Genomic DNA, 26,320 nt, shown 5'->3' on the forward strand with positions numbered 1-26,320 from the left:
GGCAGACACAGTATCGGAACGTCGGGCGCCGATAACGGATCCGCCGGTTCGCCAACGTGTCTGGAGAACCCTTCTTCGTGCCTGGGGCAGTCGTCATCTTCCGCCTTGCGGACGTCCACTATGCGCTGCCGGTCCCGGCGGTGCGGGAATGCGTGCCGATGCCCGCCCTCTTTCGGCCGGCGGGAACGCCCGCGCCGGTGCTGGGTTATTTCCGCCTGGGGGACGAACGGGTGACGGCGATCGACCTGGCCGTGCTGCTGGGCCTGCGTCCGTGGCGGGCCCAGGCGGAGACCGAGACGCTGTATCGCCCGCTGCTGCTCGGCGCCGGGGACGGCGTGCGCGTGGCCTACATGGTCGACGGCGTGCTGGATGTGCGCCATGTGGCCGCCCCCCCGTGCGAGGGCGGAACGGCGGGCGACTGGCTGGTTGGGGAACTCGATCTCGGGGGGGGATGCGTCGCGCAACTGATGGATCCGGACCGGCTGCTGATGACGCGCGAACGGCAGCGGATCGATCATCTGGTGTCCGCCTTGCAGGAGCGCGATGCGCTGTGGGAGGGAATGGATGCCTGAACGGCGGCGCGTCCTCGAACGGCTGGCGGCGCGAATCGTCGCGCGGACCGGGCTGCATTACTACGCCGACAAGATGGACCTGCTGGACATGATCCTGGCGCGGCGGATGGAGGCCTGTTCCTGCGTCCGCCCGATGGATTACCTGTCGCTGCTGTCCGATCCGCAGGACGGGGCGGCGGAATGGCGGGCGCTGGAATCGGCGGTGACGATCGGCGAGACGTTCTTCTTCCGCTATGCCGAGCAGTTCCACGCGCTGGAAACGACGATCCTGCCCGATCTGCTCCGCCGCCTGCGCCCCTTGCGGACCTTGCGGATCTGGAGCGTCGGCTGCTCCAATGGGGCCGAGCCCTATTCCCTGGCGATCCTGCTGCGCCGCCTGCTGAAGGAGCGTGAGGAACAGGACTGGACGATCGAAATCCTGGGGACCGACATCAGCACCCAGGCGCTGGAACGTGCGCGGCAGGCGGAATACGGGGCCTGGTCCCTGCGCGATATCGGACGCGCGGAACGGACCCGGTGGTTCGGCCCCTCGGCTACCGGCCGGGACTGGGTCCTGCGTCCCGAATACCGGCGGATGGTCCGTTTCGAATACGGGAACATCATGGACCTGGCGCATGGCGGCGGGCCGGCGGGGCCGTTCGACCTGATCCTGTGCCGTAACGTGCTGATCTATTTCGAGACGGCCCAGGCGCTGGACCTGATCCGCCACCTGTCCGACCGGCTGTCGCCACGGGGATGGCTGCTGCTGGGTCATTCCGACCCGATCGCGGAGTGTGACGGGTTTCTCGACACGGTGACGTTCCCGGGCACGCTGGCGTTCCGGACCCGCGATTCCCGCGCCGGCCCGGCACCGCCGCCCTCTCGGCGGGGCGCCGCGGACAAGGCGGCCTATCCGGCGATGCCGCGTGCGTCGGCGGCCGCCGCGCCGCGCCCCGCCGGCGCGCCGCGAAAGACGACGGCCGCGCCGCCGGAACCCCGTGGGGCCGCCGCCCGCGTGTGCGCCCTGGCCGATAGCGGAGCGGTCGAGGCCGCCCTGGCGCTCTGCCGTGCCGAGATCCGGCATCGTCCGCTGGATGCCGACCTGCATTTCCTGTCGGGCATGCTGTCCGCCGGGCTGGACGAGCGGGCTGGAGCCGAGGCCGGATTCCGCCGCGCCGTCTATCTCTGCCGCGACCATGTGATGGCGCATGTCCACCTGGCCCATCTGCTGCGCGACGCCGGGCGCGTGGACGAGGCCTGCCGCATCCTGCGGCAGGCGCGCGTGCTGGCCGGGCGCCTGCCGCAGGATCTTCTGCTGCCCCAGGGCGGGGGGCTGACCGCGGGCGGCCTGCTGCGCCTGATCGGCGAGGACGGGGTGGACGACCTGCCCGACATCCCGCCGTCCGACGGGTCGGACCGCGCGCGGCCTGACGATCGGCGCCTGCTGCTGCGGGGCGTGTCCTGAGCCCCGAGGACGACCCCGCGACCCGCGCCGACCGTTATGCGCGGCGGGTGCTGGAGGAACGGGCCCGCCTGCTGGCGCGACGCGGCCGGATGGAGGACCTCCAGCGCGAGGGGACGGGCCGGCCGGCCGTGACCCTGGAGCTCGACGGACAGGGCTATGCCATCGACCTGCGGCATGTGCTGCGCGTCACCGATCCGGTCTGGAGCGCCATTCCCCGCCGCCCCGATTGCCCGGCGGCGGTGCGGGGTGTCTATGGCTATGTCGGCAATCTGTATACAGTGTTCGATCTGTCGATCCTGCTAGGCGGCGCGGCCCAGGCGGCCGCCCGGGCCATGCTGCTGCTGCGTCCCGTGCCGGGTCTGCCGGTGGCGCGCGTGGCGCTGCTGGCGGGGGTGACGACGGGGGTGATGGATATCGTCGACATCGCGCCGTCCGGGCTGCCTGCCGCCCATCCGCTGGCACGGCTGCCGGATGGGCGCGTGGTCGCGGCGCTGGATCCCGTTCGCCTGTTTTCCGCGCATTATTTCGGAGTCTGAACCGTCGTGACAATCGCCAATCGCCTTCTGTTCGGATTCATGGTCGGCGTCATGCTGATGGTGTCGATCGGCGTCTACGCGCTGGGCCAGATCCGCAATGTCCGCGACGAGATGACGGTGATCGTGACGCGGGACCTGTCGGTTTACCGGCAGTTGAACCATCTGCGGGCGATCGAGAACGACCTGGTCGCACGGCGGCTGTCGATCCTGTCGCACTATTACGCCCGCGATTATGACAAGGACATCGCCGGACTGGACGCCGCGATCGCGGACTGGGGCAGCGAGGCGCGCCAGGCGGAAGAGACGCTGGCGCAGGCGCTGTCCGCCGCCGGGCAGGCGAATGAAGAGGCCCCGGGCGACGTGCGGCGGACCATGTTCGCCTCGATTTCCTCGCTGCTGCATGAAACGCTGGACCAGGTCCGGCAGAACAGCCGGGCGGCGTCGGACCTGTTCGGGGCGATACGGCGCGGGGACGAGGCCGCGGTGCGATTGCAGTCGGCGCAGCTCGACACCCGCGACCAGTCGATCGACCGCCTGGTGACCGAGGCCACGACGACGCTGGATGGCGGGGTGCAGGCCGGCGAGACCCAGAGCGGGGCATTATACGAATTCAGCCGCCGGTCGCTGACGCTGGGCCTGGCGGTCGCGGTCATCGTGGCCCTGATCGTGACGTTCTGGACGCGGCGGTCGATCCTCGCCCCCCTGGCGTCGCTGATGCGGGTGATGGAACTGATCGGCCAGGGCGACCTGTCGACCCGCGCCAGCGTGGGCGGGTCCGGCGTCGGACGCGACGAATTCGAACGCCTGGCGACCGGCCTGAACCGCATGATCGATGGCCTGCGCGAGATCGCGCAGCAGAGCCGCGAGGCCACGCGCAACCTCGACGCCGCCGTCGCCGACATCCGCGCCTCCGCCCAGCAGCAGGCGGCCAGTGTCGAGGAACAGTTCGCCGCCGTGCAGGAAACGGCGGCCACCGTGGACCAGATCACCCATTCGGGCGCGCAGATCAGCAAGCGCGCGCGCGAGGTCATTTCGTCGGCCGAGGTGATCGTCCACAGCTCGGCTAGCGGGCTGGAGGCTGTCGAGGAAACCGCCCGCGCGATGGACCGCACGCAGGAAGGCGCCGAGGCCGTGGCGTCCAACATCGTGGCGCTGTCCGAACGCACCGACGCGATCAGCGAGATCATCACGGCGGTCAACGACCTGTCCGAGCGGTCGCACCTGCTGGCGCTGAACGCGGCGATCGAGGCCGCCGCCGCCGGCGAGCACGGCCGGTCCTTCGCCGTCGTGGCGGCGGAGATGAAGATCCTGGCCGACCAGTCGCGCGACGCGACGCAGCATGTGCGCTCGATCCTGGGCGACATCCAGCGCGGCATCAACACGTCGGTGATGCTGACCGAGGAGTCGGTCAAGCGCGTGTCCGCCGGCAAGGAACGGACCGATATCGCCTATCGCACGATCGAGCGGATGACCGGCGGCATCGAGGAGGGCGTGCATGCCTTCCAGCAGATCGTGGCCTCGACCAACCAGCAGCAGATCGGGATCGAGCAGGTGATGACCGCCCTGCAGAGCATCCGCCAGGCCAGCCAGCAGACGGCGGCGGGCACGCGCAACCTGGAGGCGTCGGCCAGCAATCTCGGCAGCCTGTCGCACCAGCTTCTGGCCATTTCCGCGCGCTACCGGACCTGACGAGCGGCCGTGGATACGCTGCGACAGGAATTGCTGGGCGTCTTCGACGCCGAATATCGCGATCATCTTCGCGTCATCCGCGACATCCTGGCCGCCGGGCCGATGGACGCCCGCGCGCTGGGCGAGGTGTTCCGGCGCGTGCATTCCCTGAAGGGGGCGGCGCGCGTCGTCGACCTGTCCGATGTCGAGGGCGTCGCCCATGTCCTGGAAAGCCGGCTGTTCCGGTTGCTTGACGGCCATCAGGAGGTCGGCGCGGACGATATCGCGGCGATCAGCGCGGCGATGGACCAGATCGATGCGTACATGCAGGACGCGCCCGGACCGGAGGAGACCGCACCCGTGCCGGATGTCGCGTCCGGGCCGGGCGCCGCGCCGCCGCGCGACGATGGCGGCGGGTCCTATGTCCAGGTGCCGGTCGCCCGGCTCGACGCGCTGGTGGGCGTAACGCATGACCTGCTGAGCGCGGCCGAGCGGCAGGAACGCCTGTGGGCCGATTTGGAGGAACTGGTGGCCGGCGCGCGGCGCGCGGCCCGTCCGGACATGGCGACCGCCGATCCGGCAGCGGTGCTGGCGCGCCTGACGCGCGGCCTTGCCACCCTGGGGCGCGAGCGGGGACGCATCGCCGGACAGTTCGACCGCGCCATGCTGCGCCTGGGCGAGGAGATGCGGGCGGTGACCCTGGTGCCCGCCGGCACGGTGTTCGGCTCGCTGGCCGGCATGGTGCGCCAGATCGCGCGCGAGCATGGCGGGGGGGAGGTGACGGTCCGCCTGGTGGGGATGGACATGCGGGCCGACCGCCGCGTCATCCAGGCGCTGCGCGACCCCGTGATCCACCTTCTGCGCAATGCCATCGTGCATGGACAGGAAAGCCCCGAACGGCGGCAGGAGGCCGGCAAGCCGCCGGTGCCGGTCCTGACCCTGACGGTGCGGATGGTGGGCGTGCGGCTTCTGGTCTCGGTCGCCGATGACGGGCGCGGCCCGGACCTGGAGGCCATCGCCGCCCGGGCAATCCGCCAGGGATTGATGCAGCGGGACGAGCCTCCGGTTCCCGAGAAGCTGCTGGCGCGGGTGTTCGATCCGGGCTTCTCCACCCGGGGCGAGGCCGACCGGCTGGCGGGCCGGGGGATGGGCCTGTCCGTGGTGGCCGAGGCCGCGCGGACCTTGCACGGTTCGGTCCGGATGGAGGCGGGGATTCCCTGGGGCACCGTGGTGACGATGACCGTCCCGGTCTCGCAACGCCAGCGCACCGTCCTTGTGACCGAAATCGGGGAACTGACGATCGGCCTGCCGGGGCGGGCCATCGAACGCCTGGTTCGGGTGCGGCAGGCCGATATCCGCCTGGTGGACGGCCGGACCTATTTCCCGCTGGAGGATCGGCGCGATCCGACCGCGATCGGGCAGGCCGAGGCGTCGCTGGTGCCGCTGGTGCCGCTGGCGACCTTGCTGGGAACGCCGGACGCGGGCCTGCCGGTTCATGACGGGGCGGTGTCAGTGGTCCTGGTCGCCGTCGACGGCCTGCATTGCGGCTTCGCCGTCGACAGGATGCACGAGGTCCGGATCCTGCAGATTTCGGATGCCGAGGCCATTGGGCTGGACAGCGAACTGGTGCCGGGGGTCGGCTGGCCGCGCGGCGACCGGCCCGTCTTCGTCCTCAACCCCGATACGCTGCTGGCCCGCTGGCAGGCGGGTGGCGGGACGGGCGGGTCTTTCGCGGGGGCGGGCGGGACGGCCGGACCCGCGGCGGCACCGGTACGGCCGCCGACCGTCCTGGTCGTTGACGATTCCATTACCACACGGACTCTCCAGAAGACGATCCTTCAGACCCACGGCTATGATGTCCTGCTTGCGACCGACGGGATGGAGGCGCTGTCGATGCTGCGTCGTTCGCCGGGCCGGATCGATGTGATCGTGACCGATGTGGAGATGCCCCGGATGGACGGTTTCGGTCTTCTCGACGCGGTCCGGTCCGATCCGCGCCTGTCCTCGATCCCGGTCGTCCTGATGACCTCGCGCAATGAGGAAGCCGATATCCGGCGCGGGCTGGATGGGGGCGCGCGTGCCTATATCACCAAGCAGGGGTTCGAGCAGGGCGACCTGCTGGATACGATCCGGGGCGTGCTGTGAGCGGATCGTTCCAGTCTTCCCGCCGGGCCCGGGTGCTGGTGGTCGAGGATTCGGCGGTCGTCCGGCAGGTGCTGGTCCGCCTGGTCCGCGACGACCCGCGCCTGGAACTGGCCGAGGCGGTGGAGACCGCCGAGGAGGCCCTGCGCCTGGTGCCCGTGTTGCGGCCGGACGTGATTTCGATGGATGTGCGCCTGCCCGGCATGGACGGGCTGGAGGCCACGCGGCGGATCATGGCGAACTGCCCGACGCCGATCGTCATCGTCAGCGATGCCTCGACCGACCCGGCGCTGCAGGTGTCGATGAACGCCCTGCGTTCCGGCGCGCTGTCCGTGGTGGAAAAGCCCGCGGGCTGGTTGTCCGGGCCGGCCGGCGGCACCGCGATCGCGACGCAGCTGTATATCATGAGCCAGGTCCCGGTGATCCGCCGGCGTCTGTCGGCCGGATTGCCCGTCACGCCGGCCCCCGTGCCGGTGCCGAGGGGGCTGCGGCCCCGCGTGCTGGCGATGGCGGCGTCGACCGGCGGGCCGCCGGCCTTTTCGCAGATCCTGGGGGCGCTGCCGGCGTCCTTTCCCTGGCCGATCGTGCTGGTCCAGCATATGGGCGCGGCCTTCATGGACGGGTTCGCGGCGTGGCTGGACACCCAGACGCCGCTCTCGGTCGCGCTGGCCCGGCAGGGGGAACGGCTGCGTCCCGGCCATGTCCACGTTGCCCCGGGCGACATGCACCTGCTGGTCGGACCGGGGGACGAGGTCCGGCTGTCCCATGGGCCGGCGGTGGGCGGGCAGCGTCCTTCGGCCTCGGCGCTGTTTTCGTCGCTGGCGCGCGTGGCAGGAACGGATTCGGTCGGCGTCCTGCTGACCGGCATGGGGGAAGACGGGGCGTCGGGCCTGGCCGACCTGCGCCATGCGGGCGGGTATACCATCGCCGAGGACCGCAGCACGTCGATCGTCCATGGCATGCCCGGCGCCGCGGAGCGGATGGGGGCGGTGTGCGTCAGCCTGCCGCAGGGTGCGATCGCGTCCCACCTGCTCGGGATCGCGGGTGCCCCCCATTTTGCGCCGGCCGAATGGGCCCCCGTGCTGGAAGGACCGATGCCGTGACCGAGGTGCCGGCGAACCTGCTGCTGGTCGAGGATTCGGATACCCAGGCCCTGCGGATCCGCCGGATGCTGGAAGGCCATGGTTTCGTCGTCGCGCGGGTGGCCAGCGGCGAGGCCGCCCTGGACAGCCTGGACGGCCGTATCCCAGACCTGGTCGTTGCCGATTATCACCTGCCGGGCATGAATGGCGGGCAGATGGCCCGCCAGCTGCGCATGAGCGCGGTGACGCGGATGATCCCGGTCCTGATGCTGACCGAGGGGGGCGAGCCGGGGCTGGAACGCGAAGGACTGGAAAGCGGCGCCGACGCCTATGTTCCGAAATCCGCCGATCCGGACCTTATCGTCTTTCGCATCCGTGCGCTGCTGCGCGAGGGCGCCAGCGCGCGGCAGCGCGACGGCAGCCGCCTGTTCCGCCGGGCGCGCATCCTGATCGTGGGCGGCGACGGGCCGCACGACCGCGACGTGGCGTCGCTGGCCGGCCTGATGCGGCGCGACGGACACGAGGTCACGGTGGTGCCGCGGCCCGAGGCGGTGGACCGGCAGGACTGGTTCGACCCGGCGCGGGAGCCGGACTGCGTCGTGGTGGACCTGGCGTCCGGCACCTTCGACGGGATCGCGTTCTGCCGCGAACTGGACGACCTGCGCCAGCAGGTGGTGGTCGCTGGCGGAGTGCCGCCGCGCATCATGGGTTTGAGCGGCGGGGGGCCGGGTGGCGGGCCGGCGTCGCAGGGCGCGTTTTCGGCCCGGGTGTTCGAGGCCGGGGTCGACGACCTGGTCTCGGACGCGGTCGAACCCGACGTGCTGGCACTGCGCATCCGCGCCCTGGTCCGCCGCAAGCTGCTGCAGGACGAGGCGCGGCGCATCGACCTGGAACGCCAGGCGCGTGAAATCGCGGTCGAAAGCGCGCGGGCCGAAGCCGCCGCCATCGCGTCCAAGGCCTCGCTGGCGGAGGCGCTGGAACAGGCGAACGCCGAACTGGCCGACGCCAACAGCAAGCTGATCGAGACGCAGGGCAAGCTGGTCCAGACGGCGAAGATGGCGTCGCTGGGCGAACTCGTGGCCGGCATCGCGCACGAGATCAACAATCCGCTGGCCTTCATCCTGGCGCACAAGGACACGGTCACTCGGGCCCTGGCCCGGGTGATCGAGCTGGAGGATGCCGGGGACGAATCCGGGCTTGCGCAACGCCATGCGGCGCTGATGAAATGCCGCGACCGCGTCGAGTCGATGAATCTGGGCCTGCGGCGGATCCAGAACCTGGTGCTGAACCTGCGCAAATTCTCGCGCCTGGACGAAGGGCAGTTCCAGGTGATCGACGTACCCGAGGCGCTGGAGACGGTGCTGGCCCTGCTGACGCAGAAATTCGGCGGCGGCATCGTCGTGGAGCGCGACTATCGGGCGCCCGACCGGCTGTATTGCCAGTCCGCCCTGTTGAACCAGGTCATCATGAACATCATCAGCAACGCCGCCGACGCCATCCAGTCCTGTGGCCACACGCCTGCCCCCGGGCGGGACGAAGACGCCCCGGGACGCGGCGTGATCCGCATCGGAACCGAATTGCGCCCGGCGGATGCCAATGGCGGGCGGACCTATGTCTTCACCGTCGCGGACAATGGGCCGGGGATTCCCGCCGCGCTGAAGGAACGGATCTTCGAGCCCTTCTTCACGACCAAGCCGGTCGGGGCGGGCACGGGGCTGGGCCTGGCAATCGCCTATGGCGTCGTGCAGGCGCATCACGGTACGATCACCGCCGCCGACGCGCCCGGTGGCGGCGCGGTCTTCACCATATCGGTGCCGTGGCAGCCCCATATGGCGGCGATGGCCGAGCCGGCCGCCATCCCGGCAGGAGGCGCCGCATGACCGATCGCCCCGTCGTCCTGCTGGTCGATGACGAGCCCGAGATCCTGGTCGCGCTGACCGACCTGCTGGAAGATGCGTTCACGATCCTGTCCACCACCTCGCCGGTCGAGGCGCTGGATATCCTGGCCCGGCGACGGGACGTGGATGTCATCGTCTCCGACCAGCGGATGCCGGAGATGGGCGGCGACGTCATGCTGGCCCGGGCCCGGGCCTTCTGCGACGCGCAGGCGATCCTGCTGACCGGCTATGCCGATATCGGGGCGGTGGCGGCGGCGCTGAACCAGGGCCGGATCTCGTTCTATTCCCACAAGCCCTGGGATGCCGACGCGTTGCGCGCCATGATCGTGCAGGCGGCGCAGCATCATCGCCTGGAAGCGGAGCTGGGAACCGAACGGATGCTGCTGCGCGGGCTGCTGCAGAACCTGCGGTCCGGCCTGGGCTTCAAGGACCCCGATGGACGGTTCATCCGCATCAACCGCCAGGCCGCCGCCTTCTTCGGGAGGGACGAGGCCGCCTGCTTGGGCCAGCGGGAAGAGGATCTGTGCGATCCCGCCCTGCTGCCCGGCCTGCGTGCGGCCGAGGTCCGCCTGGCGGCGGAGGGCCGGGATGAGGAGGTCATCGCCTTTCCCGACGCCGCGGGCGTGACCTGGCGCGAATTCACGCGCGCGCAACTCGGCGGCGGCGACCCGCGCCAGGGCGGCTATTCCGTCGTCATCAACCGCGACATCACGCAGCAGCGGGAAATGGAGGCACGCCTGCGGCAGGCGGAAAAGATGCAGGCCCTGGGGACTATGGCCGGCGGAATCGCCCATGATTTCAACAATCTGCTGACGGCGGTGATGGGGTCGCTGGAACTGGCCAGCGACATGGGGCCGGAACTGGACCAGGGGACGGCCCGGCTGCTGGACAACGCCATGGCGGCGGCGCGACGGGGCGCGGACCTGACCCGGCGGCTGCTGAATTTCAGCCGTCCGCGCGATTTGAGCCTGCAACCGGTCGACGTGAACGCCCTGCTGCGCGGCTTGCATGACCTGTTGATGCAGGGGGTGACCTCTCGCCGGGGCCGCGAAGGCGGGCCGGGACGGGTTCCATTCGACATCCGCATGGACGGGCTGGCCCGGGACGGGACCCTGCCGCCGGTGCGCACCGATGCGGGTCAGCTGGAACTGGCGTTGCTCAACCTGTGCATCAACGCCAGCGACGCGATGCCCGACGGGGGAACCATCACCCTGTCGACGGCGCAGGCGCATATGGACGCCGTCGCTGCGGGCGGCGACCTGGAGCCGGGCGATTATGTCGTGGTGTCGGTGACCGACCAGGGGACGGGCATGCCGCCCGAAACGCTGGCCCGGATCTTCGAGCCGTTCTTCACCACCAAGGACGTGGGACGGGGTACCGGCCTGGGCCTGTCGATGATTTACGGTTTCGTGCGCCACGCGGGGGGCGACGTGCGCGTGACCAGCGCGCCGGGACAGGGCACGCGGGTAGATCTGTACCTGCCTGTCCACCATTGTCCGGCCGCCGGCCTGGCAGTGCCCGAGGAGGAGCGCCCCGCACGGGCGTCGCATCCCATGCGGGTGCTGGTGGTGGATGACGAGGCAGGCGTACGCGCGGTCACCGCGGGCTTCCTGCGAACCATGGGGCATGACGTGACCGAGGCCGAGGGCGGGGCGGAGGCCCTGGCCCGGGTGGAGGCGTCGGCCGAGGGGCCGGACCTGGTCGTGATGGACGTCATGATGCCCGAGATGGGGGGCGAGGAAGCCGCCCGGCGGATCCATGCGCTCCGGCCCGATCTGCGCGTGCTGTTCCTGACCGGCTATGCCGATGACGGCAGCCTGCCGGGCAATGCGCTGGTGCTGCGCAAGCCCTTCACCCAGGTGGAACTGGCGGGGCACGTGAATCGGGCCATGGTGGACTGAGAGTCCCGCCCTTCGGGCCTTGTCCTGCGCCGCGAACAGCCTATCTGTTTCAGTCATGCAGAATATTCACGCGACCCCCCAAGATCCCATCGGCTGGCACGGAACGACGATCCTGTGCGTGCGCCGGGGCGCGCAGGTGGCGATGGCCGGCGACGGCCAGGTCACGCTGGGCGCCACCGTCATCAAGGGCAATGCCCGCAAGGTCCGGCGGATCGGCCCGGCCGGTGCGATCCTCGCCGGATTCGCCGGTGCCACCGCCGATGCCTTCACCCTGCTGGAACGGCTGGAAGCCAAGCTGGAACGCTATCCGAACCAGCTGGAGCGCGCCTGCGTCGAACTGGCCAAGGATTGGCGGACCGACCGCTACCTGCGGCGGCTGGAGGCCATGATGGCCGTCGCCGACGCCGAACGGTCGTTCACCCTGACCGGCAACGGCGACGTGCTGGAGCCCGAGGACGGCATCATCGCGATCGGGTCGGGCGGCAACTACGCCCTGTCGGCCGCGCGGGCGTTGGCGGACATCGACGGGCTGTCGGCCGCCGAGATCGCGCGGCGCGCCATGCGCATCGCCGGCGATATCTGTGTTTACACCAATTATTCCGTGATCCTGGAGACCCTGGGCCAGGAGACGGACGAGGCCGCATCGTGATGGACGCCCCCAACCACTCCCCCCGCGAGATCGTCTCCGAACTCGATCGCTTCATCATCGGCCAGGCCGACGCGAAACGCGCGGTCGCCATCGCGCTGCGCAATCGCTGGCGCCGTGCCCAGCTGGCCGACGGCCTGCGCGACGAGGTCGTGCCCAAGAACATCCTGATGATCGGCCCGACCGGCTGCGGCAAGACCGAGATCGCCCGCCGGCTGGCCCGGCTGGCGCAGGCGCCGTTCCTGAAGGTCGAGGCCACCAAATTCACCGAAGTCGGCTATGTCGGCCGTGACGTCGAAAGCATCGTGCGCGACCTGGTCGAGGTCTCGCTGAACATGCTGCGCGACCTGCGCCGGCGCGACGTGCAGGCCCGCGCCGAACTGGCGGCCGAAAGCCGGCTGGTGGATGCGCTGGTGGGCGAAGGCGCGTCCGCCGACACCAAGAACAAGTTCCGCCGCATGCTGCGCAATGGCGAGCTGGAGGAAAAGGACGTCGAGATCTCGGTCGCCGACGCCCAGGGGGCCGGCGGCATGGGCGAGATGCCGAACATGGCGCCGGGCACCGTCATCAATTTCTCTGACATGATGAAGGGGCTGATGAACCGGGTGCCGCAGCGCCGCCGCATGACCGTCGCCGCCGCGCGCGAGGCCCTGACGCGCGAGGAAGCCGACAAGATGCTGGATAACGACGCCCTGACCAGCGAGGCGGTGGCCCACGCGCAGGATCACGGCATCGTCTTCCTCGACGAAATCGACAAGGTCTGCGCCCGGTCGTCCGAAAGCGGCTTCCGGGGCGGCGACGTCTCGCGCGAAGGCGTGCAGCGCGACCTGCTGCCGTTGATCGAGGGCACGACGGTGTCGACCAAGTACGGGCCGGTCAAGACCGATCACATCCTGTTCATCGCCTCCGGCGCATTCCACATCGCCAAGCCGTCCGACCTGCTGCCCGAACTGCAGGGACGCCTGCCGATCCGCGTGGAACTGTCGCCGCTGACGCGGGACGACCTGCGGCGGATCCTGACGGAGCCGGAGCATTCGCTGCTGAAGCAGTACACCGCCCTGATGGGAACCGAGGGCGTGGAACTGGAATTCTCGGACGACGCGGTGGACGCGCTGGCGGAACTGGCGGCCGACATCAACGAGCGGATCGAGAACATCGGCGCCCGCCGTCTGGCGACCGTGCTGGAACGGATGCTGGAAGAGGTGTCGTTCACCGCATCCGACCGGTCGGGCCAGTCGGTGCGCATCACCGCGGCCGACGTGCAGGAACGGGTGGCGCCGCTCGCCCGCAAGGGTGACCTCAGCCGCTTCATCCTGTAGACCGACCCGATCGAAGACATGGCGCGTGGCCCGTATCGGGCCGCGCGCCGGACGCAGGACATACGATGACCGATCCGTTCGTCAGGCCCGAGGACGACACCGCGTCCGAGGCCGTCGCCGCCATTGGCGAGGAGCTGGAACTGTTCGACGACTGGATGCAGCGCTACCAGTACATCATCGAACTGGGCCGCAAGCTGCCGCCTTTTCCGAAGGACTGGATGGATGACGCCCATCGCGTCCCCGGCTGCCAGAGTCAGGTCTGGCTGGAGGTGCGGGAACGGGACGGCCTCCTGTTCTTCGCCGGGGCGTCGGACGCGGCGATCGTCTCGGGCCTGGTGGCGCTGCTGCTGCGGGTCTATTCGGGGCGCGGCGCCGCCGAGATCCTGGCGACCGATCCGGGTTTCCTGCGTGACCTGGGGCTGGTGCAGGCGCTGTCGACCAACCGGGGCAACGGGGTCGAGGCCATGGCCCGCGCGATCCGGCAGGCGGCATCCGCCTCCGCCTGAGGGCTTCTCAAGGGCGCTGGTGGGTTCGGACAAAGCCCGCCCGTCATGTCGTAGCCATCGTCTGCTCAGGACGCCGTGCGCAGGGCGTTCCCCGCCGCGCGGTCCATGCGCAGATAGCGCGGGATCGACAGGGCGAGCGGGATGGCGACCACCAGGAAGGCCCAATGGAAATCGGCCGCGACGAAGGCGTCGGTGGCGGGATGTTCGCCCCGCAGCGTCGCGACGACGCGCAGCGCCAGCGCGCCGAACGCGATTCCCAGGCCGATGCACATCTGCTGGTTGACGCTGAGCAGCGTGCTGGCCGCGCCTTTTTCGCTGTCGTTGATGTCGGCATAGCCCAGCGTCGCCAGCAGCGTGTACTGCATCGACCGCGTCACCCCGCAGCCCAGCAGGATCAGCAGCAGGATCGCCAGCGGCGTCGACGGTACCATCGTCGCGGCCAGCAGGATGAACACCACGCCCAGCGCCGCGTTCAGGCTGGCCGTGGCGCGGAATCCCCATGTCGCGAGGATGCGGGTCGTGAACATCTTCATGCCGAGATTGCCGAAGGCGAAGGCCAGCAGCAGCGTGCCCGCGTGGAATGCCGTCAGGCCGAAGCCGACCTGGAACAGAAGGGGCATCAGGTAGGGAATGGCGTCGATGCTGAATCGGCTGAGCATCCCGGCCAGCACGGTGATCGAGAACGTTTCGTGTCGCAGCAGGCGGAAATCCAGCAGGGGATGATCCTGCCCGGCCGCATGCCGCAGGGTCGCCGCCCCCAGCACCAGCCCGGCCGCGAACAGCAGGCCGGCCAGCGCCAGGCTGGCTTGGGTGTTGCTGGCCAGTTCGGTGCCCAGCAGGATCGCGGTCAGCGACGCGCCGCCCAGGATGAATCCGCCCCAATCCATGGGGCGCTGGGGTCCGTGCTGGTCCGGCACCACGGCGAAGATCGCCGCCAGCACGGCCAGGCCCAGCGGCACGTTGATGAAGAAGATCCAGTGCCAGGTGGCGAAGGTCACGATCATGCCGCCGACCGTCGGCCCGACGACGGGGGCCACGACCGCCGGCCAGGTGATGGTCGAGATCGCCTGGATCATGCGGCTGGTCTCGGTATTGCGGACGACGATGAAGCGCCCGACCGGCACCATCATCGCGCCGCCCGCGCCTTGCAGCACCCGTGCGGCGATGAACGTGCCGACGCTGGTCGAGAAGCCGCACAGCACGGACGCGATCGTGAAGATCGTGACGGCGCAGGCGAACACCGTCCGCGATCCGAACCGGTCGGCGGCCCAGCCGCTGACGGGGATGAAGACCGCCAGCGTCAGCATGTAGGCGGTCATGCCCAGGCTGAGTTCGTTCGGGCCGACATGGAACGATCGCGCCATGGCCGGCAGCGCCGTCGCGATGATCGTGGAATCGAGATATTCCATGAAGAACGTGGCGGCCACGATGTAGGGCAGCAGGGACATCGACACGGGCTTTGCGGCGGTTGGGGCGTCAGGGCAGGGGGCCTGTGTGCCCCATCCCGCCCGTCATGTCGATTCCGTCTCCTTGTGCCGGGCCAGGGCCTTCAGGACGTCCGACGGCCGCACCGGCAGATGGCGCATCCGTACCCCTACGGCATTGAAGATCGCATTGCCGATGGCCGGTGCGATCGGCGTCGTGCCCGGTTCGCCCAGGCCGGTCGGCTTTTCGGTGCTGGCGACGAATTCGATGTCCATCTCGGGCACGTCGGCGATGCGCAGCGGCGTGTAGGTGTCCAGGTTCCGGTCGCGGGGCAGGCCGTTGACGATTTCCGACCCCTCGAACAGCGCCATGCTCAGGCCCCACAGGGCCGCGCCCTCCGTCTGGGCGCGGGCGCCGTCGGGATCGACGATGGTCCCCGCATCGACCACGATCGTCAGCTTCCGGCAACGCACGATGCCCGTCGCGCGATCGACATGCACCAGCGCGCAGCAGGCGATCCAGGTCGGCATGCCGCGTTCCTGGCCGAACGTGGTGGCGATGCCCAGCCCGGTATCCTTCGGCAGGGGCTGGCCCCAGCCGGCCTTTTCGGCGACGCGGCGGACCACGGCGGCCTGACGCCGCGCGCCGCCGACGGAATCCGGGGCCTCGCCGGCATTCCGGCCCTTGCCGGTCAGATGGTCCAGGCGGAACTGGACGGCGTCCCTGCCGTGCAGATGCGCGATCTCGTCCCAGACGGATTCGACGCCCCAGCTGGTCCAGCCCGGGCTGACCGATCGCAGCCAGCCCGGCCGGAAGGTCCGGTTGGCCAGGTCGTTGGACAGCGCGCGGACACGGAAGGCGCCGACATCATACCAATGGTCGCCGCCCGCGATGGCGAACTGATCGTACGGCTTGCCGTCCACGCCCTTGGACATGAAGGCCGCCGCCATGACCTGCGTCGGCCAGCCGGCGGCGGCCTGGTAGTCCATGGCCGTGATGGTCCGTGCCGTGTCGAACGCCACGCGCACCCGCTGCACCGACGGCGAACGGAAGGAATCGAACTGCATGTCGTCCGACCGGGTCAGGATCAGCTTCACCGGCTTGCCCCCCAGCGCCTTGGAGGCCAGGGCTGCGGGAACCATGTAATCCCCGTTCAGGCGACGGCCGAAGCCGCCGCCCAGCAGGTAGCTGCGCAGGACGATCTTGCTTTCCGGTCGGCCCAGCGCCTTGGCGAGCGTCGGCAGGATCAGCGTCTGCCACTGGTTGCCGGCATGGATCTCGAAGATGCCGTCCTTCTCGAAGGCCAGCGCATTGGTGGGTTCGAGCTGATAATGCATGACCGAGGCACAGGTATATTCGCGCTCGATCATCGATGCGGCGGCGGCGAAGGCCGCGTCGACGCCATCATCGTTGAATACGTATGCGCCGCCGTCCTTGCGGTCGATCTGGGCGCGGCCATGATCCAGCACGTCCTGTTCCGTGACGTTTGCCGTCTCGCCGGGCGTCCAGTCGATTTTCAGCAGGTCGGCCGCGCGGATCGCGGCGGTATAGGACGTGGCGACGGCGACGACCCAGCCCTGGACCGTTCCCGACGGATCGTCGATCTCGATATGGCGCAGATAGCCCTTCACCGTCCGGGCGGCGCTGTCATCGACCGAGCGGATCTTCGCGCCATAGCGCGTCGGCGGCATCTTCGGACGGGCGTAGACCATGCCCTCGACCTTGGCGTCGATGCCGTAGATCGCCGTTCCGTCGGTCTTGGCGGGAATGTCCAGCGCCTTGAGGTCCCCGTTGCCGACCAGCCGCCGCTCCGCCGCCGGCTTCAGCGGCAGCTTCGCCATTTCATCGGGGGTGAAGCTTCGGGTGGGGCGGCCGCGCGACACGATGTCGCCGAAGCTGATGCTTTTCGCGCCGGCGACGACGGCCCCGTCGCGGGTCGTGCACTGGTCGGGCCGCACGCCCAGCAGTTGGGCCCCGGCCTCGGTCAGGGCGACGCGGGCGGCGGCGCCGGCCTGGCGGAAGACGTCCCACGTCATCCAGACCGACCAGCTTCCGCCCGTGACCATCAGGCCCCATTTCGGGTCGCTGTCGACATAGTTGATCTTCACGCGGGCCCAGTCCGCGTCCATCTCGTCGGCGATGATGCGGGCCAGGGCGGTGCCGATATGCTGTCCCATCTCGGCGCGGATGATATTGACGGAAACGGCGCCGTCCGGGGCGATGGCGCACCAGATCGTCGGTTCGAACGCGCCCGCGCCCGGCAGGCCGGGGGCCGGGAATTGTTCGGCTGCGCGGGCGGCGGGGAAGCCGAACATGACGCCCGCGCCCACCGCCGTCATCAGGAAGCCGCGTCGCGACAGGCGATCCGGCGATGCCGGCATCCGGCCCAGCTTACCCATTGGACGGTTCCCCCCGCGTGGCCGAAGCGGCCTTCCTGATGGCGTCGCGGATGCGGATATAGGTCATGCACCGGCACAGGCTGCCGGCCATCACCGCGTCGATATCCTCGTCCGTCGGTGTCGGATAATCCTTCAGCAGGCTTGCGGCCTGCATGATCTGCCCCGACTGGCAGTATCCGCACTGCGGAACCTGAAGGTCCTTCCAGGCTTCCTGCACGGGATGCGCGCCGGCCGGGTCCAGCCCCTCGATGGTGGTGATGTCGGCCCCCTGGATGGCCGATACCGGCGTGATGCACGACCGCGTGGCCCGGCCGCCGACATGGACGGTGCAGGCGCCGCACATCCCGATGCCGCAGCCGAACTTGGTGCCGGTCAGCCCGACCTCGTCCCGGATGACCCACAGCAGGGGCGTGTCGTCGGGAACGTCGACAGAGATATCATGGCCGTTGAGGCGAAAACTCGTCATGACTGGGCTCCGTCTTTCATCGCGATGGCCATCTCAATGGGACGCGGCGACCGGGGGGGCGGGCAGCGTCGCCCGGACGGCGGCGGCCTTCTTCTCCAGATCGGTCCAGGGGGGCAGCGTCGTGCGCGTGCGGCGCAGATAGGCGGCCAGGCGCGCCAGGTCGGCATCGGTCAGGGCGTGGTAGAAGCTCGGCATCGCTATGCCGGCCTGGCCTTCGCCCGCGTTGATCCCGCGCAGTACGACCTGGTACAGGTTGGTCGGTTCCGACAGCCACAACGCGTTGTTCAGCGCCAGTTCGGGGCGGCCCGGCACCGGTGTCGCGCCGGTGTTGGCGTGGCATGCGGCGCAGGCCCCGGCATAAAGCCGGGCGTCGGGGTCGGTCTGCGGCCCGGTCAGGTCACGGGTCGAGGTCCGCATCGCTGCGGCAAGATGCGCCGTGTCGCCGCCCTGCCGGGCGGTGGCCTGGTCCAGGCTGGCCAGATAGACCGCAATCGCCCTGACGTCGGATTCCGGCAGTTCGCTCAGCCCGCCATGGATGACCGGCGACATCGGCCCGGCCGCGCTGCCGTGCAGGGGTGCGACGCCATAGCGCAGGTACTGGAAGAACTCGTTCTCGGTCCACGCGACGGGGGTGGGGTTCGTGCCGTTCAGCGGCGGGGCGATCCAGTTGTCGACCGGCGCACCGTCATAGGCCGCGCCCGCCTTTTCCGCCCCCATGGCGTTGCGCGGGGTATGGCAGGCGCCGCAATGGCTCAGCCCCTCGGCCAGATAGGCACCGCGATTCCATTGCGCGTCATGCGCGGGGTCCGGACGGTAGGCGCCCGGATGCAGGAACAGAAGTTTCCATCCGGCCTGCAACAGGCGGACATTCAGCGGGAACGGCACCGTGTTCTCGCGCTTGATCGAATGGACTGGCGGGCGGGTCATCAGGAACGCATAGACATCGGCGATGTCGCCGTCGGTCATATGGGTGAAGTGATCGAACGGAAAGGCGGGGAACAGGTTCGACCCGTCGCGCGACACGCCCTGGCGCATGGCGCGGATAAAGGCGGCCTGGGACCAGCGCCCGATGCCGGTTTCGGGATCGGGGGTAATATTGCTGGAATAGATCGCGCCGAACGGCGTCGCCATCAGGTAGTCGCCGGCCAGCGGCACGCCTTCGTGCCCGTCGCGGCGGGTATGGCATTCCGCGCAATAGCCCCCGGCGGCGAGGATGCGGCCATGTTCGATGCTGGCGGCCGAAAAGGCGGTGGATGCGGGCGGCGCGATCGGGGCGATGGCCGGATGCCAGGCATAGGCCAGGAAGCCCAGTCCACCGGCAACCCCGATGCCGGCCACGGCGGCGACGATGCGTCCGATCACGAGGGGGCCCCGCGGAATGGGAAATTCATGGCGTCATCCCTCTTTTGTCCGCGGCTGCCACATCATCTCCGGATCCCGGAAAGGGATGCACGCGCGGGGTCTTTCATGCGACGGGGCGCTGGCTCCTGGGTCGTGTGATTCGACACCCCGTGCCATATTATTGCAGCCATCCCCCGACGCGCGCAACCGGCTGGAACGAAAAAGGGCCGGAAGCCCGGCCCTTATCGTGTTCACGTTCCTGATAGTTTTGACCCGGCCCGACGGTGCCGGGCTAGGTGCCCCCGGGACGGGTCCGGGGGGGTGGACGAGGGGTCAGTGCCCGTCGGGCAGGGCGTAGGCGACGACGTAATCGCCCAGCCTGGTGCCGAACGAACCGTGGCCGCCGTCGGCCGTGACGATGAACTGGCGCCCGTTCACGGCGTAGGTCATCGGCGTCGACTGGCCGCCGGCGGGCAGGCGATCCTGCCAGAGCTGCCGGCCGGTGGTGACGTCGTAGGCGCGGATGTAATAATCCGCCGTCGAGGTCAGGAACGCGACGCCGCCCGCCGTGGTCAGCGGTCCGCCCAGGCTCGGAATGCCGAGCTTGAAGGGCAGCGGCAGCGGTGCGCTGTCGCGGATCGTACCGTTGCGGTGCATCCAGGTGATCTTGTTGGTCTTCAGGTCGATCCCGGCCATGAATCCCCAGCCCGGCTTCTTGCAGGGCAGGCCCAGCGGCGACAGGAAGGGACTGAGCGTCACGCCGAAGGGTACGCCGAATTGCGGCTGCACGCCGATTTCGGAGCCCGAGGGCTGCGAGGCGTCGGGGTTGGCCGGATTATTCGGCCCACGCGGGATCAGGTGCGACACGAACGGGATCGCGATCGGGTTGGCGATGGCCACCTGCCGCACCGGATCGACGGCCAGGCCACCCCATTCGAACATGCCCAGATTGCCCGGGAAGACCAGCGTGCCCTGCAGCGACGGCGGGGTGAACGGCCCGTCATAGCGCAGCCGGTGGAACATGATGCGGCACATCAGCTGGTCGAACATCGTGCCGCCCCACATGTCGGCGTCCGTCAGGTTCGCCTTCGGCCGGAATGTCAGTTCCGAGAACGGCTGGGTGGGGGAAGTATGGTCGCCCGGCGCCGCGCCCTGCGGCACGGGGGTTTCCGGTGCGGGCACGACCGGGGTTCCGGTCCGGCGGTCCAGGACGAAGATGTTGCCGGTCTTGGCGGGAGCGTACAGCGTCGGCACGATGCCACCGCTGGCGGTACGGATGTCCACCAGGCTGGGCTGGGCCGGGATGTCCATGTCCCACAGGTCGTGATGCACGGTCTGGTACGACCAGGCCAGCTTCCCCGTGTCCGCGTTCAGCGCAAGGATCGCGCTGGCATAGCGTTCGGAATCCGCGTCGCGGTTGCCGCCCCAGATATCGGGTGTCTGCACGCCCATCGGGATGAAAATCAGGTTCAGCTTGGGATCGTAGGACGACACGATCCAGGAGTTCGGCGAGTTGCCGACGAAATGGTGCGTGTCGGACGGCATTTCGTTGGGGTCGGGATTGCCCGCGTCGAACACCCAGACCAGGCGGCCGGTATAGACGTCGAAGCCGCGCGTGACGCCCGAGGGCTCATGCGTCGAATAATTGTCCATCACCGCGCCCGAGATGATGACCATCTTGTCGGTGACGACCGGGGGGGATGTCGCCTCGAAGAAGCCGGCGGTCTTGACGACCTCGCCCTCCTTCAGGTCCACCGCGCCGTCATCGCCGAAATTGTGGCAGCGCTCGCCGGTTTCGGCGTCCAGGGCGAACAGGCGCCCGTCATTGGTGGGCAGGAAGATGCGGCGGGGGCAGTCGGAGGGGGCCTGCGCGCCGTCGATCGTCTCGGCGGTGGCGGCGGTCTCGTGGTACGAGACGCCGCGGCAGGTCATGTGCTGGAAGGTCGGATTGTAGGCGATCTTGGGATCGAATTTCCATTTCTGCTTGCCTGTGGCGGCATCCAGCGCGAACAGGATCTGGTGTGGCGAGCACAGATAGACGGTGTCGCGAATCTTGATCGGCGTGACCTCGTCGGTGATTTCGCCCGGGTCGTGCGGCCCCTTCAGGTCGCCGGTGCGGAACACCCAGGCGACCTTCAGGTCACGCACATTGTCCGGCGTGATCTGCTTGAGCGGGCTGAACCGGTCGCCGAACTGGGTGCGGCCGTAGGCCTGCCAGTCGTCGTCGGGCATCTGGGCCGCGTCGCCGGGCGTCGGGGCGTTCTGCGCGACCGGCGGCAGGCTGCCTGCGATGTCCTGCGGGTCCTGCGTCAGGGCCACGCCGACCACGACAACCGCCGCGCCGACGCTCGCTGCCAGCGGCAGCAGCGCCGCGCGGCTGGCCGGGCCGAGTCCACGGGTGACTGGCGGCAGCAGCAGCCAGATCCCCAGCGGGACCAGCACGTCGCCGCGCGGGGCCAGCGCCCAGAAATCGAACCCGGCCTCGGCCACGGCCCAGATCATGGTGCCGATCAGCAGGGCGGCATAGACCCACAGGGCTTCCTGCCGGCGCCGCAGTAACAACCCGCCCGTCGCCAGCAGCATGAGGCCGGCCACGACGTAATAGGCGGACCCGCCCAGCGCGGCCAGCCAGGCGCCGCCGGCCAGCAGGTAAAGCCCGATCAGGGCGCAGACCGCCGCGGTGATCGCGACGAGCGGCCGCAATCGTTGTGAACTGTTCATTGAAAACCCAACCAACTGAGAGAAACCGATCAGAACCGCGTGACAAGCCGATAACCCGTTGACGGGTCAAGTTAACGTGTGGCGACAGCGTCCGTTCCCTGTCTGCGTGGTCTGGCGCGGAAGGCGGTGGGGTTTTCATTCCTCCCGCACAGGACGGTCGGGTTGCGGAACGGATCCTCGGCGGCGCGCAAGGTTTCCGGTGGATGACAATAAGTTCACTATTTCGTGAACTCGCGGTCCGGATGGGCTCAGCCGGGTTGTGCGACGACCCCGTGCAAGGTCGGACGGGTGCCGTCGGCGCGGATGGCGCGGCGAAGGCGGACGAATTGCGCGATGAAGGCGGGATGTTCCTCCAGCCCCCATCCGGCGAACGCGGACATAGCCAGCGCCCGGCCGGGGTCGGGATCGCCGGCCAGCGCCAGGTCGTCCGGCGTCAGATGGGGTTCCGTTACCGTATAGACGGCCCCGTTATCGTCGGTTCCGCGCAGATATTCGACGAAGCAGGCCAGCAGGAAGGCGATCCGGACCGGATCTCCGCCGCGTGCCAGCGTGCCGGTGGCGGTGTCCTTGACGAAGACCGGTAGTTTCGACGCGCTGTCCGAGGCGATGCGCAGCAACTGGTCGCTGATCGCCTGGTTGCGGAAGCGGCGCAGCAGCAGGGCGCCATATTCATGAAGTTCCATGCCCGGAGGCGCCCCCAGCAGCGGTTCGGCATCGAAGCCGAGATAGCGTTCGAGCAGTTCGATGACGTCCCGATCACGCATGATGTCGCTGACGATGCGGTAGCCCATCAGCACGCCCGGCAGGCCGAGCATGGAATGCGAGGCGTTGAGCATGCGCAGCTTGACCTGCTCGTACGGCGCCACGTCGCTGGTGAACAGGACGCCCGCGGCCTCAAGCGGCGGGCGTCCGGCGCAGAACGAATCCTCGACCACCCACTGGATGAAATCCTCGCAGAATACAGGGGCACGGTCGTCGACGCCGCTGGCGGCATCCAGGCGTGCGATGTCGGCGTCGCGGACCGCGGGCGTGATGCGGTCCACCATCGTGCAGGGAAAGGTGACGTGGGTGGCGATCCAGTCGGCCAGTGCCGCGTCGCGGGCATGGGCCCAGGTCAGGAAGGCGGTGCGCGCGACATGGCCGTTATGGGGCAGGTTGTCGCAGGACAGGATGGTGAAGGGGCCGACGCCGGCGTCGCGCCGCTGGCGCAGGGCCTCGGTCAGCAGGCCGAAGACGGTGTGGGGCACGTCGCGGACCAGATCCTCGGCGATCGCGGGGTGGTCCAGCTGGAACCGCCCGGCCTCGTCTACATAATAGCCGCCCTCGGTGACCGTCATGCTGACGATGCGGATCGCCGGGTCGGCCAGGCGGCGGATCGTTGCCGCGCGGTCGTCCGGGGCGTGGAGGTACTCCACGATCGACCCGATGACGCGGACGGTGTCCGGCGCGTCGGCCGGGCATTCCGTCAGGGTATACAACCCGTCCTGGGCGCGCAGGGCGCTGGCCTTCGCGCGTTCGCGCGCATCGTCCATGATGCCGATGCCCAGGATGCCCCAGTCCGTGTTGCCTGCGATGGCCAGGACGCGGTCGAAATAGACGGCCTGGTGCGCGCGGTGGAAATTGCCGACGCTCATATGCGCGATGCCGGGACGGATCGCCGTCCTGTCATAGGTCGGAACGATGATCGCGGCGGGAAGCTGGCCGAGGGTCGTGGTATCGAGAGCCGGCATGACGGACTGTCCTGGCAGGAGAAGATCCGTACGCTCTATCGCGTTCCGCCCGAAGGGTTCGAGACGTTTTTACGCAACCGTGCTGCCCGCGGCACCGGCGTCGGTCACATAACTGGCGGAAGGTCCGCCAGGTACGTGCGGATCAGATCGTCGCGTTCGCGTTCCAGCGGGTCGCGGCAGGGGGCCACGCCGGCGCGGCGGTACCAGTAGGCCGCGTTCGCGTCATCGCCCTCGCGCCGATGCAGGTAGGCATGCACCCGGCAGGCCGGCCGGGTCGCGCCGTCCTCCACCAGATCGTGCGCGCCGTGCCAGTCCCCTCGCGCATCGTGCCACAGGGCGCGCAGATGCGGCGGCAGCGCCGGCGGCGGCGCGTCGCCGTCGAGCGAGAGATGGAAGGTGCGGGCGTCGAGTTGTCGGGTCATGGGGTATAGATCGGGCGGTTTGGCGCGATTTTCCACCCTGCGGCACGGCCGGGTGCGATTCGCGCGCCAAGGGGCTTGATCGGGCCGCGCCCCTTGTTTATAGGCAGCCCCCTGTTCGCGCGTCCGGGCCTGGAATGGGCATGCCCGGCCGTGACCGCTGCCTGAGTGCCGCCCTGCGGCCGCAGCCTGTAGATGAAGGAGATGAAAATGCCCAAGATGAAGACCAAGTCGTCGGTCAAGAAGCGGTTCAAGATCACCGCGACCGGCAAGGTGCTGGCGGGGCCGGGCAACAAGCGCCATGGCCTGATCAACCGTTCGCAGAAGATGAAGCGCACGAACCGCGGTTCGCAGACGTTGACCGAGATGGACGGCCGCACTGTGAAGCAGTGGGCCCCCTACGGGCTGGCATAAGGAGCACCTGAGACATGGCACGTGTAAAGCGGGGTGTGACCACCCACGCCCGTCACAAGAAGGTTCTCGATCAGTCCAAGGGCTATCGCGGCCGGTCCTCGACCAACTACCGCATCGCGCTGGAGCGCCTGGAAAAGGCCCTGCGCTATGCCTATCGTGACCGTCGGAACAAGAAGCGCGATTTCCGCGCCCTGTGGATCCAGCGCATCAACGCGGCCGTCCGCGAGCATGGCCTGACCTACAGCAAGTTCATCTACGGCCTCGACAAGGCCGGGATCGAGATCGACCGCAAGGTGCTGGCCGCCATCGCGTTCGACGATGCCGCGACCTTCGCCGAGATCGTCAAGCAGGCCCAGGCCGCGCTGGCCGCCGCCTGAGCGACGTTCCCCGCGATCTGCGCTTTACGGCACGGGCCACCCCACAAGGGTGGCCCGTTTCGCATTTGGGGGGTTTATTCGGCGCGACGGAGCCTGTATCTGCCGCGTGCGCAAAAACAACATATGGTTGTTTTGTGGTTGATATGCTTGTCGTCACGCCGCGCGACGGACGATCTGCGACGAACCGATTATGTGGCATGACCGGTCCTGGCCGGTGCCCAAGCCCGAGCGAGGTGCCATGAGCGACGATCTCGAGACCCTGCGGCAGGAGACGCTGGCCGCCCTGGCCGCCGCCGCCGATCGGCGGGAATGGGACGCCATCCGCGTGGGGACGCTGGGCAAGTCCGGACGCCTGACCGCGCTGCTGAAGGAACTGGGGCGGATGACGCCCGACGCGCGCAAGCTGCGGGGTGCCGCGGTGAACCGCCTGCGCGACGAATTGTCCCGCGCGATCGAAGAGCGCGGTGCCGCGATCGAGGCCGAGATCCTGAACGCCCGCCTGGTGGCGGAACGCGTCGACGTCACCCTGCCGACGCCGCCGGACCGCACGGGCATGATCCATCCGATCAGCCGCACGATGGAGGAAATGACCGCCATCTTCGGCGCCATGGGCTTCCGCGTGGCCGAGGGGCCGGACATCGAGACCGACTGGCACAATTTCTCGGCGCTGAACACGCCGGACCATCATCCGGCCCGCACCGACCAGGACACGTTCTACCTGCCGGCCGAGGGCAGCGGGGGGAACCGCGCGCGCGTGCTACGTACCCAGACCTCGGGCGTGCAGATCCGCACCATGCTGGCCGAGACGCCGCCGATCCGCATCATCGCGCCGGGCCGCACCTATCGCGCCGACCATGACGCCACCCATTCGCCGATGTTCCATCAGTGCGAGGGGCTGGTGATCGACCGGGGAATCACGCTGGCCCATCTCAAGGGCTGCCTGACCGATTTCCTGCGCGCCTTCTTCGGCAAGCCCGACCTGCCGGTGCGTTTCCGCGCCTCGTACTTCCCCTTCACCGAACCGTCGATGGAGGTCGATATCGGCTGGTCGCGCAAGAGCGGCGAGATCGGCGGCGGCGGCGACTGGCTGGAGGTCCTGGGTTCCGGCATGGTGCATCCGCGCGTGCTGGCGAATTGCGGCCTGGACCCGCGCGAATGGCAGGGATTCGCCTTCGGGATGGGGATCGAACGCCTGACGATGCTGCGCCACGGCATCCCGGACCTGCGCTCGTTCTACGAGAGCGACGTGCGCTGGCTGCGCCATTACGGCACCAGCCCGCTGTCCCCGGCCCTGCTGCATGAAGGTCTCTGAGC

The 26,320-nt window shown here is 69.1% G+C and carries 21 protein-coding genes; 14 read left to right on the top strand and 7 right to left on the bottom strand.

Going from position 1 to position 26,320, the window contains the following annotated elements; translation table 11 throughout:
- Nucleotides 1–77: 77 nt before the first annotated feature.
- The 11 genes from HLH28_RS01670 (at nucleotide 78) to HLH28_RS01720 (ending at nucleotide 13,714) form a co-directional block, all read left to right on the top strand.
- On the top strand, nucleotides 78–572 hold the full coding sequence (locus HLH28_RS01670) for a chemotaxis protein CheW (protein ID WP_338029631.1): 495 nt from the start codon (nucleotides 78–80) through the stop codon (nucleotides 570–572).
- Complete coding sequence (locus tag HLH28_RS01675) at nucleotides 565–2,016, top strand: CheR family methyltransferase (protein WP_182953499.1); 1,452 nt, start codon at nucleotides 565–567, stop codon at nucleotides 2,014–2,016. The genes HLH28_RS01670 and HLH28_RS01675 overlap by 8 nt, the downstream gene beginning before the upstream one ends.
- Nucleotides 2,017–2,063: 47 nt before the next feature.
- Complete coding sequence (locus tag HLH28_RS01680; RefSeq protein WP_338029632.1) at nucleotides 2,064–2,552, top strand: chemotaxis protein CheW; 489 nt, start codon at nucleotides 2,064–2,066, stop codon at nucleotides 2,550–2,552.
- Between the two features lie 6 nt (nucleotides 2,553–2,558).
- Nucleotides 2,559–4,241 (top strand): methyl-accepting chemotaxis protein, encoded by a 1,683-nt coding sequence (locus HLH28_RS01685; RefSeq protein ID WP_182953502.1) that lies wholly within the window; start codon nucleotides 2,559–2,561, stop codon nucleotides 4,239–4,241.
- A 9-nt stretch (nucleotides 4,242–4,250) separates the two neighbouring features.
- Nucleotides 4,251–6,365, top strand: coding sequence for a response regulator (locus tag HLH28_RS01690; protein WP_182953504.1), 2,115 nt, complete (start codon nucleotides 4,251–4,253; stop codon nucleotides 6,363–6,365).
- A complete protein-coding gene (gene cheB, locus HLH28_RS01695; RefSeq protein ID WP_182953506.1) occupies nucleotides 6,362–7,465 on the top strand; it encodes a chemotaxis-specific protein-glutamate methyltransferase CheB in 1,104 nt (367 codons plus the stop codon). The genes HLH28_RS01690 and cheB overlap by 4 nt, the downstream gene beginning before the upstream one ends.
- On the top strand, nucleotides 7,432–9,324 hold the full coding sequence (locus tag HLH28_RS01700) for a response regulator (RefSeq protein ID WP_182953508.1): 1,893 nt from the start codon (nucleotides 7,432–7,434) through the stop codon (nucleotides 9,322–9,324). The genes cheB and HLH28_RS01700 overlap by 34 nt, the downstream gene beginning before the upstream one ends.
- Entirely contained in the window at nucleotides 9,321–11,243 is a 1,923-nt protein-coding gene (locus HLH28_RS01705; RefSeq protein WP_182953510.1) for a response regulator, read from the top strand. The genes HLH28_RS01700 and HLH28_RS01705 overlap by 4 nt, the downstream gene beginning before the upstream one ends.
- Before the next feature lie 55 nt (nucleotides 11,244–11,298).
- Nucleotides 11,299–11,892, top strand: a complete 594-nt coding sequence (hslV, locus tag HLH28_RS01710; RefSeq protein ID WP_182953513.1) for an ATP-dependent protease subunit HslV — start codon at nucleotides 11,299–11,301, stop codon at nucleotides 11,890–11,892.
- Nucleotides 11,892–13,208 carry an ATP-dependent protease ATPase subunit HslU gene (gene hslU, locus HLH28_RS01715; protein WP_182953875.1) on the top strand — a complete coding sequence of 439 codons (1,317 nt, stop codon included), beginning with the start codon at nucleotides 11,892–11,894 and terminating at the stop codon, nucleotides 13,206–13,208. Before hslV ends, hslU begins: the two co-directional genes overlap by 1 nt.
- A 65-nt stretch (nucleotides 13,209–13,273) precedes the next feature.
- Complete coding sequence (locus HLH28_RS01720) at nucleotides 13,274–13,714, top strand: SufE family protein (RefSeq protein ID WP_182953515.1); 441 nt, start codon at nucleotides 13,274–13,276, stop codon at nucleotides 13,712–13,714.
- 65 nt (nucleotides 13,715–13,779) lie between these two features.
- On the opposite strand, the gene HLH28_RS01725 is transcribed toward HLH28_RS01720, so the two are convergent.
- The 7 genes from HLH28_RS01725 to HLH28_RS01755 all read right to left on the bottom strand — a co-directional run bounded on the left by HLH28_RS01725 (nucleotide 13,780) and on the right by HLH28_RS01755 (nucleotide 24,218).
- Nucleotides 13,780–15,162 carry an MFS transporter gene (locus HLH28_RS01725; RefSeq protein ID WP_182953878.1) on the bottom strand — a complete coding sequence of 461 codons (1,383 nt, stop codon included), beginning with the start codon at nucleotides 15,160–15,162 and terminating at the stop codon, nucleotides 13,780–13,782.
- A 63-nt stretch (nucleotides 15,163–15,225) separates the two neighbouring features.
- Nucleotides 15,226–17,538 (bottom strand): xanthine dehydrogenase family protein molybdopterin-binding subunit, encoded by a 2,313-nt coding sequence (locus tag HLH28_RS01730; RefSeq protein WP_182953517.1) that lies wholly within the window; start codon nucleotides 17,536–17,538, stop codon nucleotides 15,226–15,228.
- The gene (locus HLH28_RS01735) at nucleotides 17,531–18,004 is read right to left on the bottom strand and encodes a (2Fe-2S)-binding protein (protein WP_182953519.1); all 474 of its coding nucleotides are present in this window, start codon (nucleotides 18,002–18,004) and stop codon (nucleotides 17,531–17,533) included. The genes HLH28_RS01730 and HLH28_RS01735 overlap by 8 nt, the downstream gene beginning before the upstream one ends.
- 33 nt (nucleotides 18,005–18,037) lie before the next feature.
- Nucleotides 18,038–19,366 carry a c-type cytochrome gene (locus tag HLH28_RS01740; RefSeq protein WP_182953521.1) on the bottom strand — a complete coding sequence of 443 codons (1,329 nt, stop codon included), beginning with the start codon at nucleotides 19,364–19,366 and terminating at the stop codon, nucleotides 18,038–18,040.
- 312 nt (nucleotides 19,367–19,678) lie between these two features.
- A complete protein-coding gene (locus HLH28_RS01745) occupies nucleotides 19,679–22,066 on the bottom strand; it encodes a glucose/quinate/shikimate family membrane-bound PQQ-dependent dehydrogenase (RefSeq protein ID WP_182953524.1) in 2,388 nt (795 codons plus the stop codon).
- Nucleotides 22,067–22,314: 248 nt separating this feature from the next.
- On the bottom strand, nucleotides 22,315–23,796 hold the full coding sequence (locus tag HLH28_RS01750) for a mannitol dehydrogenase family protein (protein WP_182953526.1): 1,482 nt from the start codon (nucleotides 23,794–23,796) through the stop codon (nucleotides 22,315–22,317).
- Between the two features lie 104 nt (nucleotides 23,797–23,900).
- Complete coding sequence (locus tag HLH28_RS01755; protein ID WP_182953528.1) at nucleotides 23,901–24,218, bottom strand: hypothetical protein; 318 nt, start codon at nucleotides 24,216–24,218, stop codon at nucleotides 23,901–23,903.
- Nucleotides 24,219–24,425: 207 nt separating this feature from the next.
- On the opposite strand from HLH28_RS01755, the gene rpmI reads away from it, so the two are divergent.
- From rpmI to pheS, 3 genes are all read left to right on the top strand, one after another.
- Nucleotides 24,426–24,629: a 50S ribosomal protein L35 gene (rpmI, locus tag HLH28_RS01760; protein ID WP_012554749.1), complete on the top strand. Its 204-nt coding sequence runs from the start codon at nucleotides 24,426–24,428 to the stop codon at nucleotides 24,627–24,629.
- 14 nt (nucleotides 24,630–24,643) lie between these two features.
- Nucleotides 24,644–25,006 carry a 50S ribosomal protein L20 gene (gene rplT, locus HLH28_RS01765; RefSeq protein ID WP_182953530.1) on the top strand — a complete coding sequence of 121 codons (363 nt, stop codon included), beginning with the start codon at nucleotides 24,644–24,646 and terminating at the stop codon, nucleotides 25,004–25,006.
- Nucleotides 25,007–25,244: 238 nt separating this feature from the next.
- Nucleotides 25,245–26,318, top strand: a complete 1,074-nt coding sequence (gene pheS / locus HLH28_RS01770; protein ID WP_182953533.1) for a phenylalanine--tRNA ligase subunit alpha — start codon at nucleotides 25,245–25,247, stop codon at nucleotides 26,316–26,318.
- Nucleotides 26,319–26,320 lie beyond the last annotated feature (2 nt).

Source organism: Gluconacetobacter tumulisoli, from assembly GCF_014174155.1.
Lineage (GTDB): Bacteria > Pseudomonadota > Alphaproteobacteria > Acetobacterales > Acetobacteraceae > Gluconacetobacter > Gluconacetobacter tumulisoli.

What these genes read in the sequence shown, in the direction of transcription:
- HLH28_RS01700 (WP_182953508.1), top strand. Translation starts at nt 7,432, where the DNA reads ATGGGCCCCCGTGCTGGAAGGACCGATGCCGTGACCGAGGTGCCGGCG.
- HLH28_RS01730 (WP_182953517.1), bottom strand. Translation starts at nt 17,538, where the DNA reads ATGGGTAAGCTGGGCCGGATGCCGGCATCGCCGGATCGCCTGTCGCGA.
- rplT (WP_182953530.1), top strand. Translation starts at nt 24,644, where the DNA reads ATGGCACGTGTAAAGCGGGGTGTGACCACCCACGCCCGTCACAAGAAG.
- HLH28_RS01725 (WP_182953878.1), bottom strand. Translation starts at nt 15,162, where the DNA reads ATGTCCCTGCTGCCCTACATCGTGGCCGCCACGTTCTTCATGGAATAT.
- HLH28_RS01735 (WP_182953519.1), bottom strand. Translation starts at nt 18,004, where the DNA reads ATGACGAGTTTTCGCCTCAACGGCCATGATATCTCTGTCGACGTTCCC.
- hslV (WP_182953513.1), top strand. Translation starts at nt 11,299, where the DNA reads ATGCAGAATATTCACGCGACCCCCCAAGATCCCATCGGCTGGCACGGA.
- hslU (WP_182953875.1), top strand. Translation starts at nt 11,892, where the DNA reads ATGGACGCCCCCAACCACTCCCCCCGCGAGATCGTCTCCGAACTCGAT.
- rpmI (WP_012554749.1), top strand. Translation starts at nt 24,426, where the DNA reads ATGCCCAAGATGAAGACCAAGTCGTCGGTCAAGAAGCGGTTCAAGATC.
- HLH28_RS01750 (WP_182953526.1), bottom strand. Translation starts at nt 23,796, where the DNA reads ATGCCGGCTCTCGATACCACGACCCTCGGCCAGCTTCCCGCCGCGATC.
- HLH28_RS01720 (WP_182953515.1), top strand. Translation starts at nt 13,274, where the DNA reads ATGACCGATCCGTTCGTCAGGCCCGAGGACGACACCGCGTCCGAGGCC.
- HLH28_RS01675 (WP_182953499.1), top strand. Translation starts at nt 565, where the DNA reads ATGCCTGAACGGCGGCGCGTCCTCGAACGGCTGGCGGCGCGAATCGTC.
- HLH28_RS01705 (WP_182953510.1), top strand. Translation starts at nt 9,321, where the DNA reads ATGACCGATCGCCCCGTCGTCCTGCTGGTCGATGACGAGCCCGAGATC.
- pheS (WP_182953533.1), top strand. Translation starts at nt 25,245, where the DNA reads ATGAGCGACGATCTCGAGACCCTGCGGCAGGAGACGCTGGCCGCCCTG.
- HLH28_RS01745 (WP_182953524.1), bottom strand. Translation starts at nt 22,066, where the DNA reads ATGAACAGTTCACAACGATTGCGGCCGCTCGTCGCGATCACCGCGGCG.
- HLH28_RS01755 (WP_182953528.1), bottom strand. Translation starts at nt 24,218, where the DNA reads ATGACCCGACAACTCGACGCCCGCACCTTCCATCTCTCGCTCGACGGC.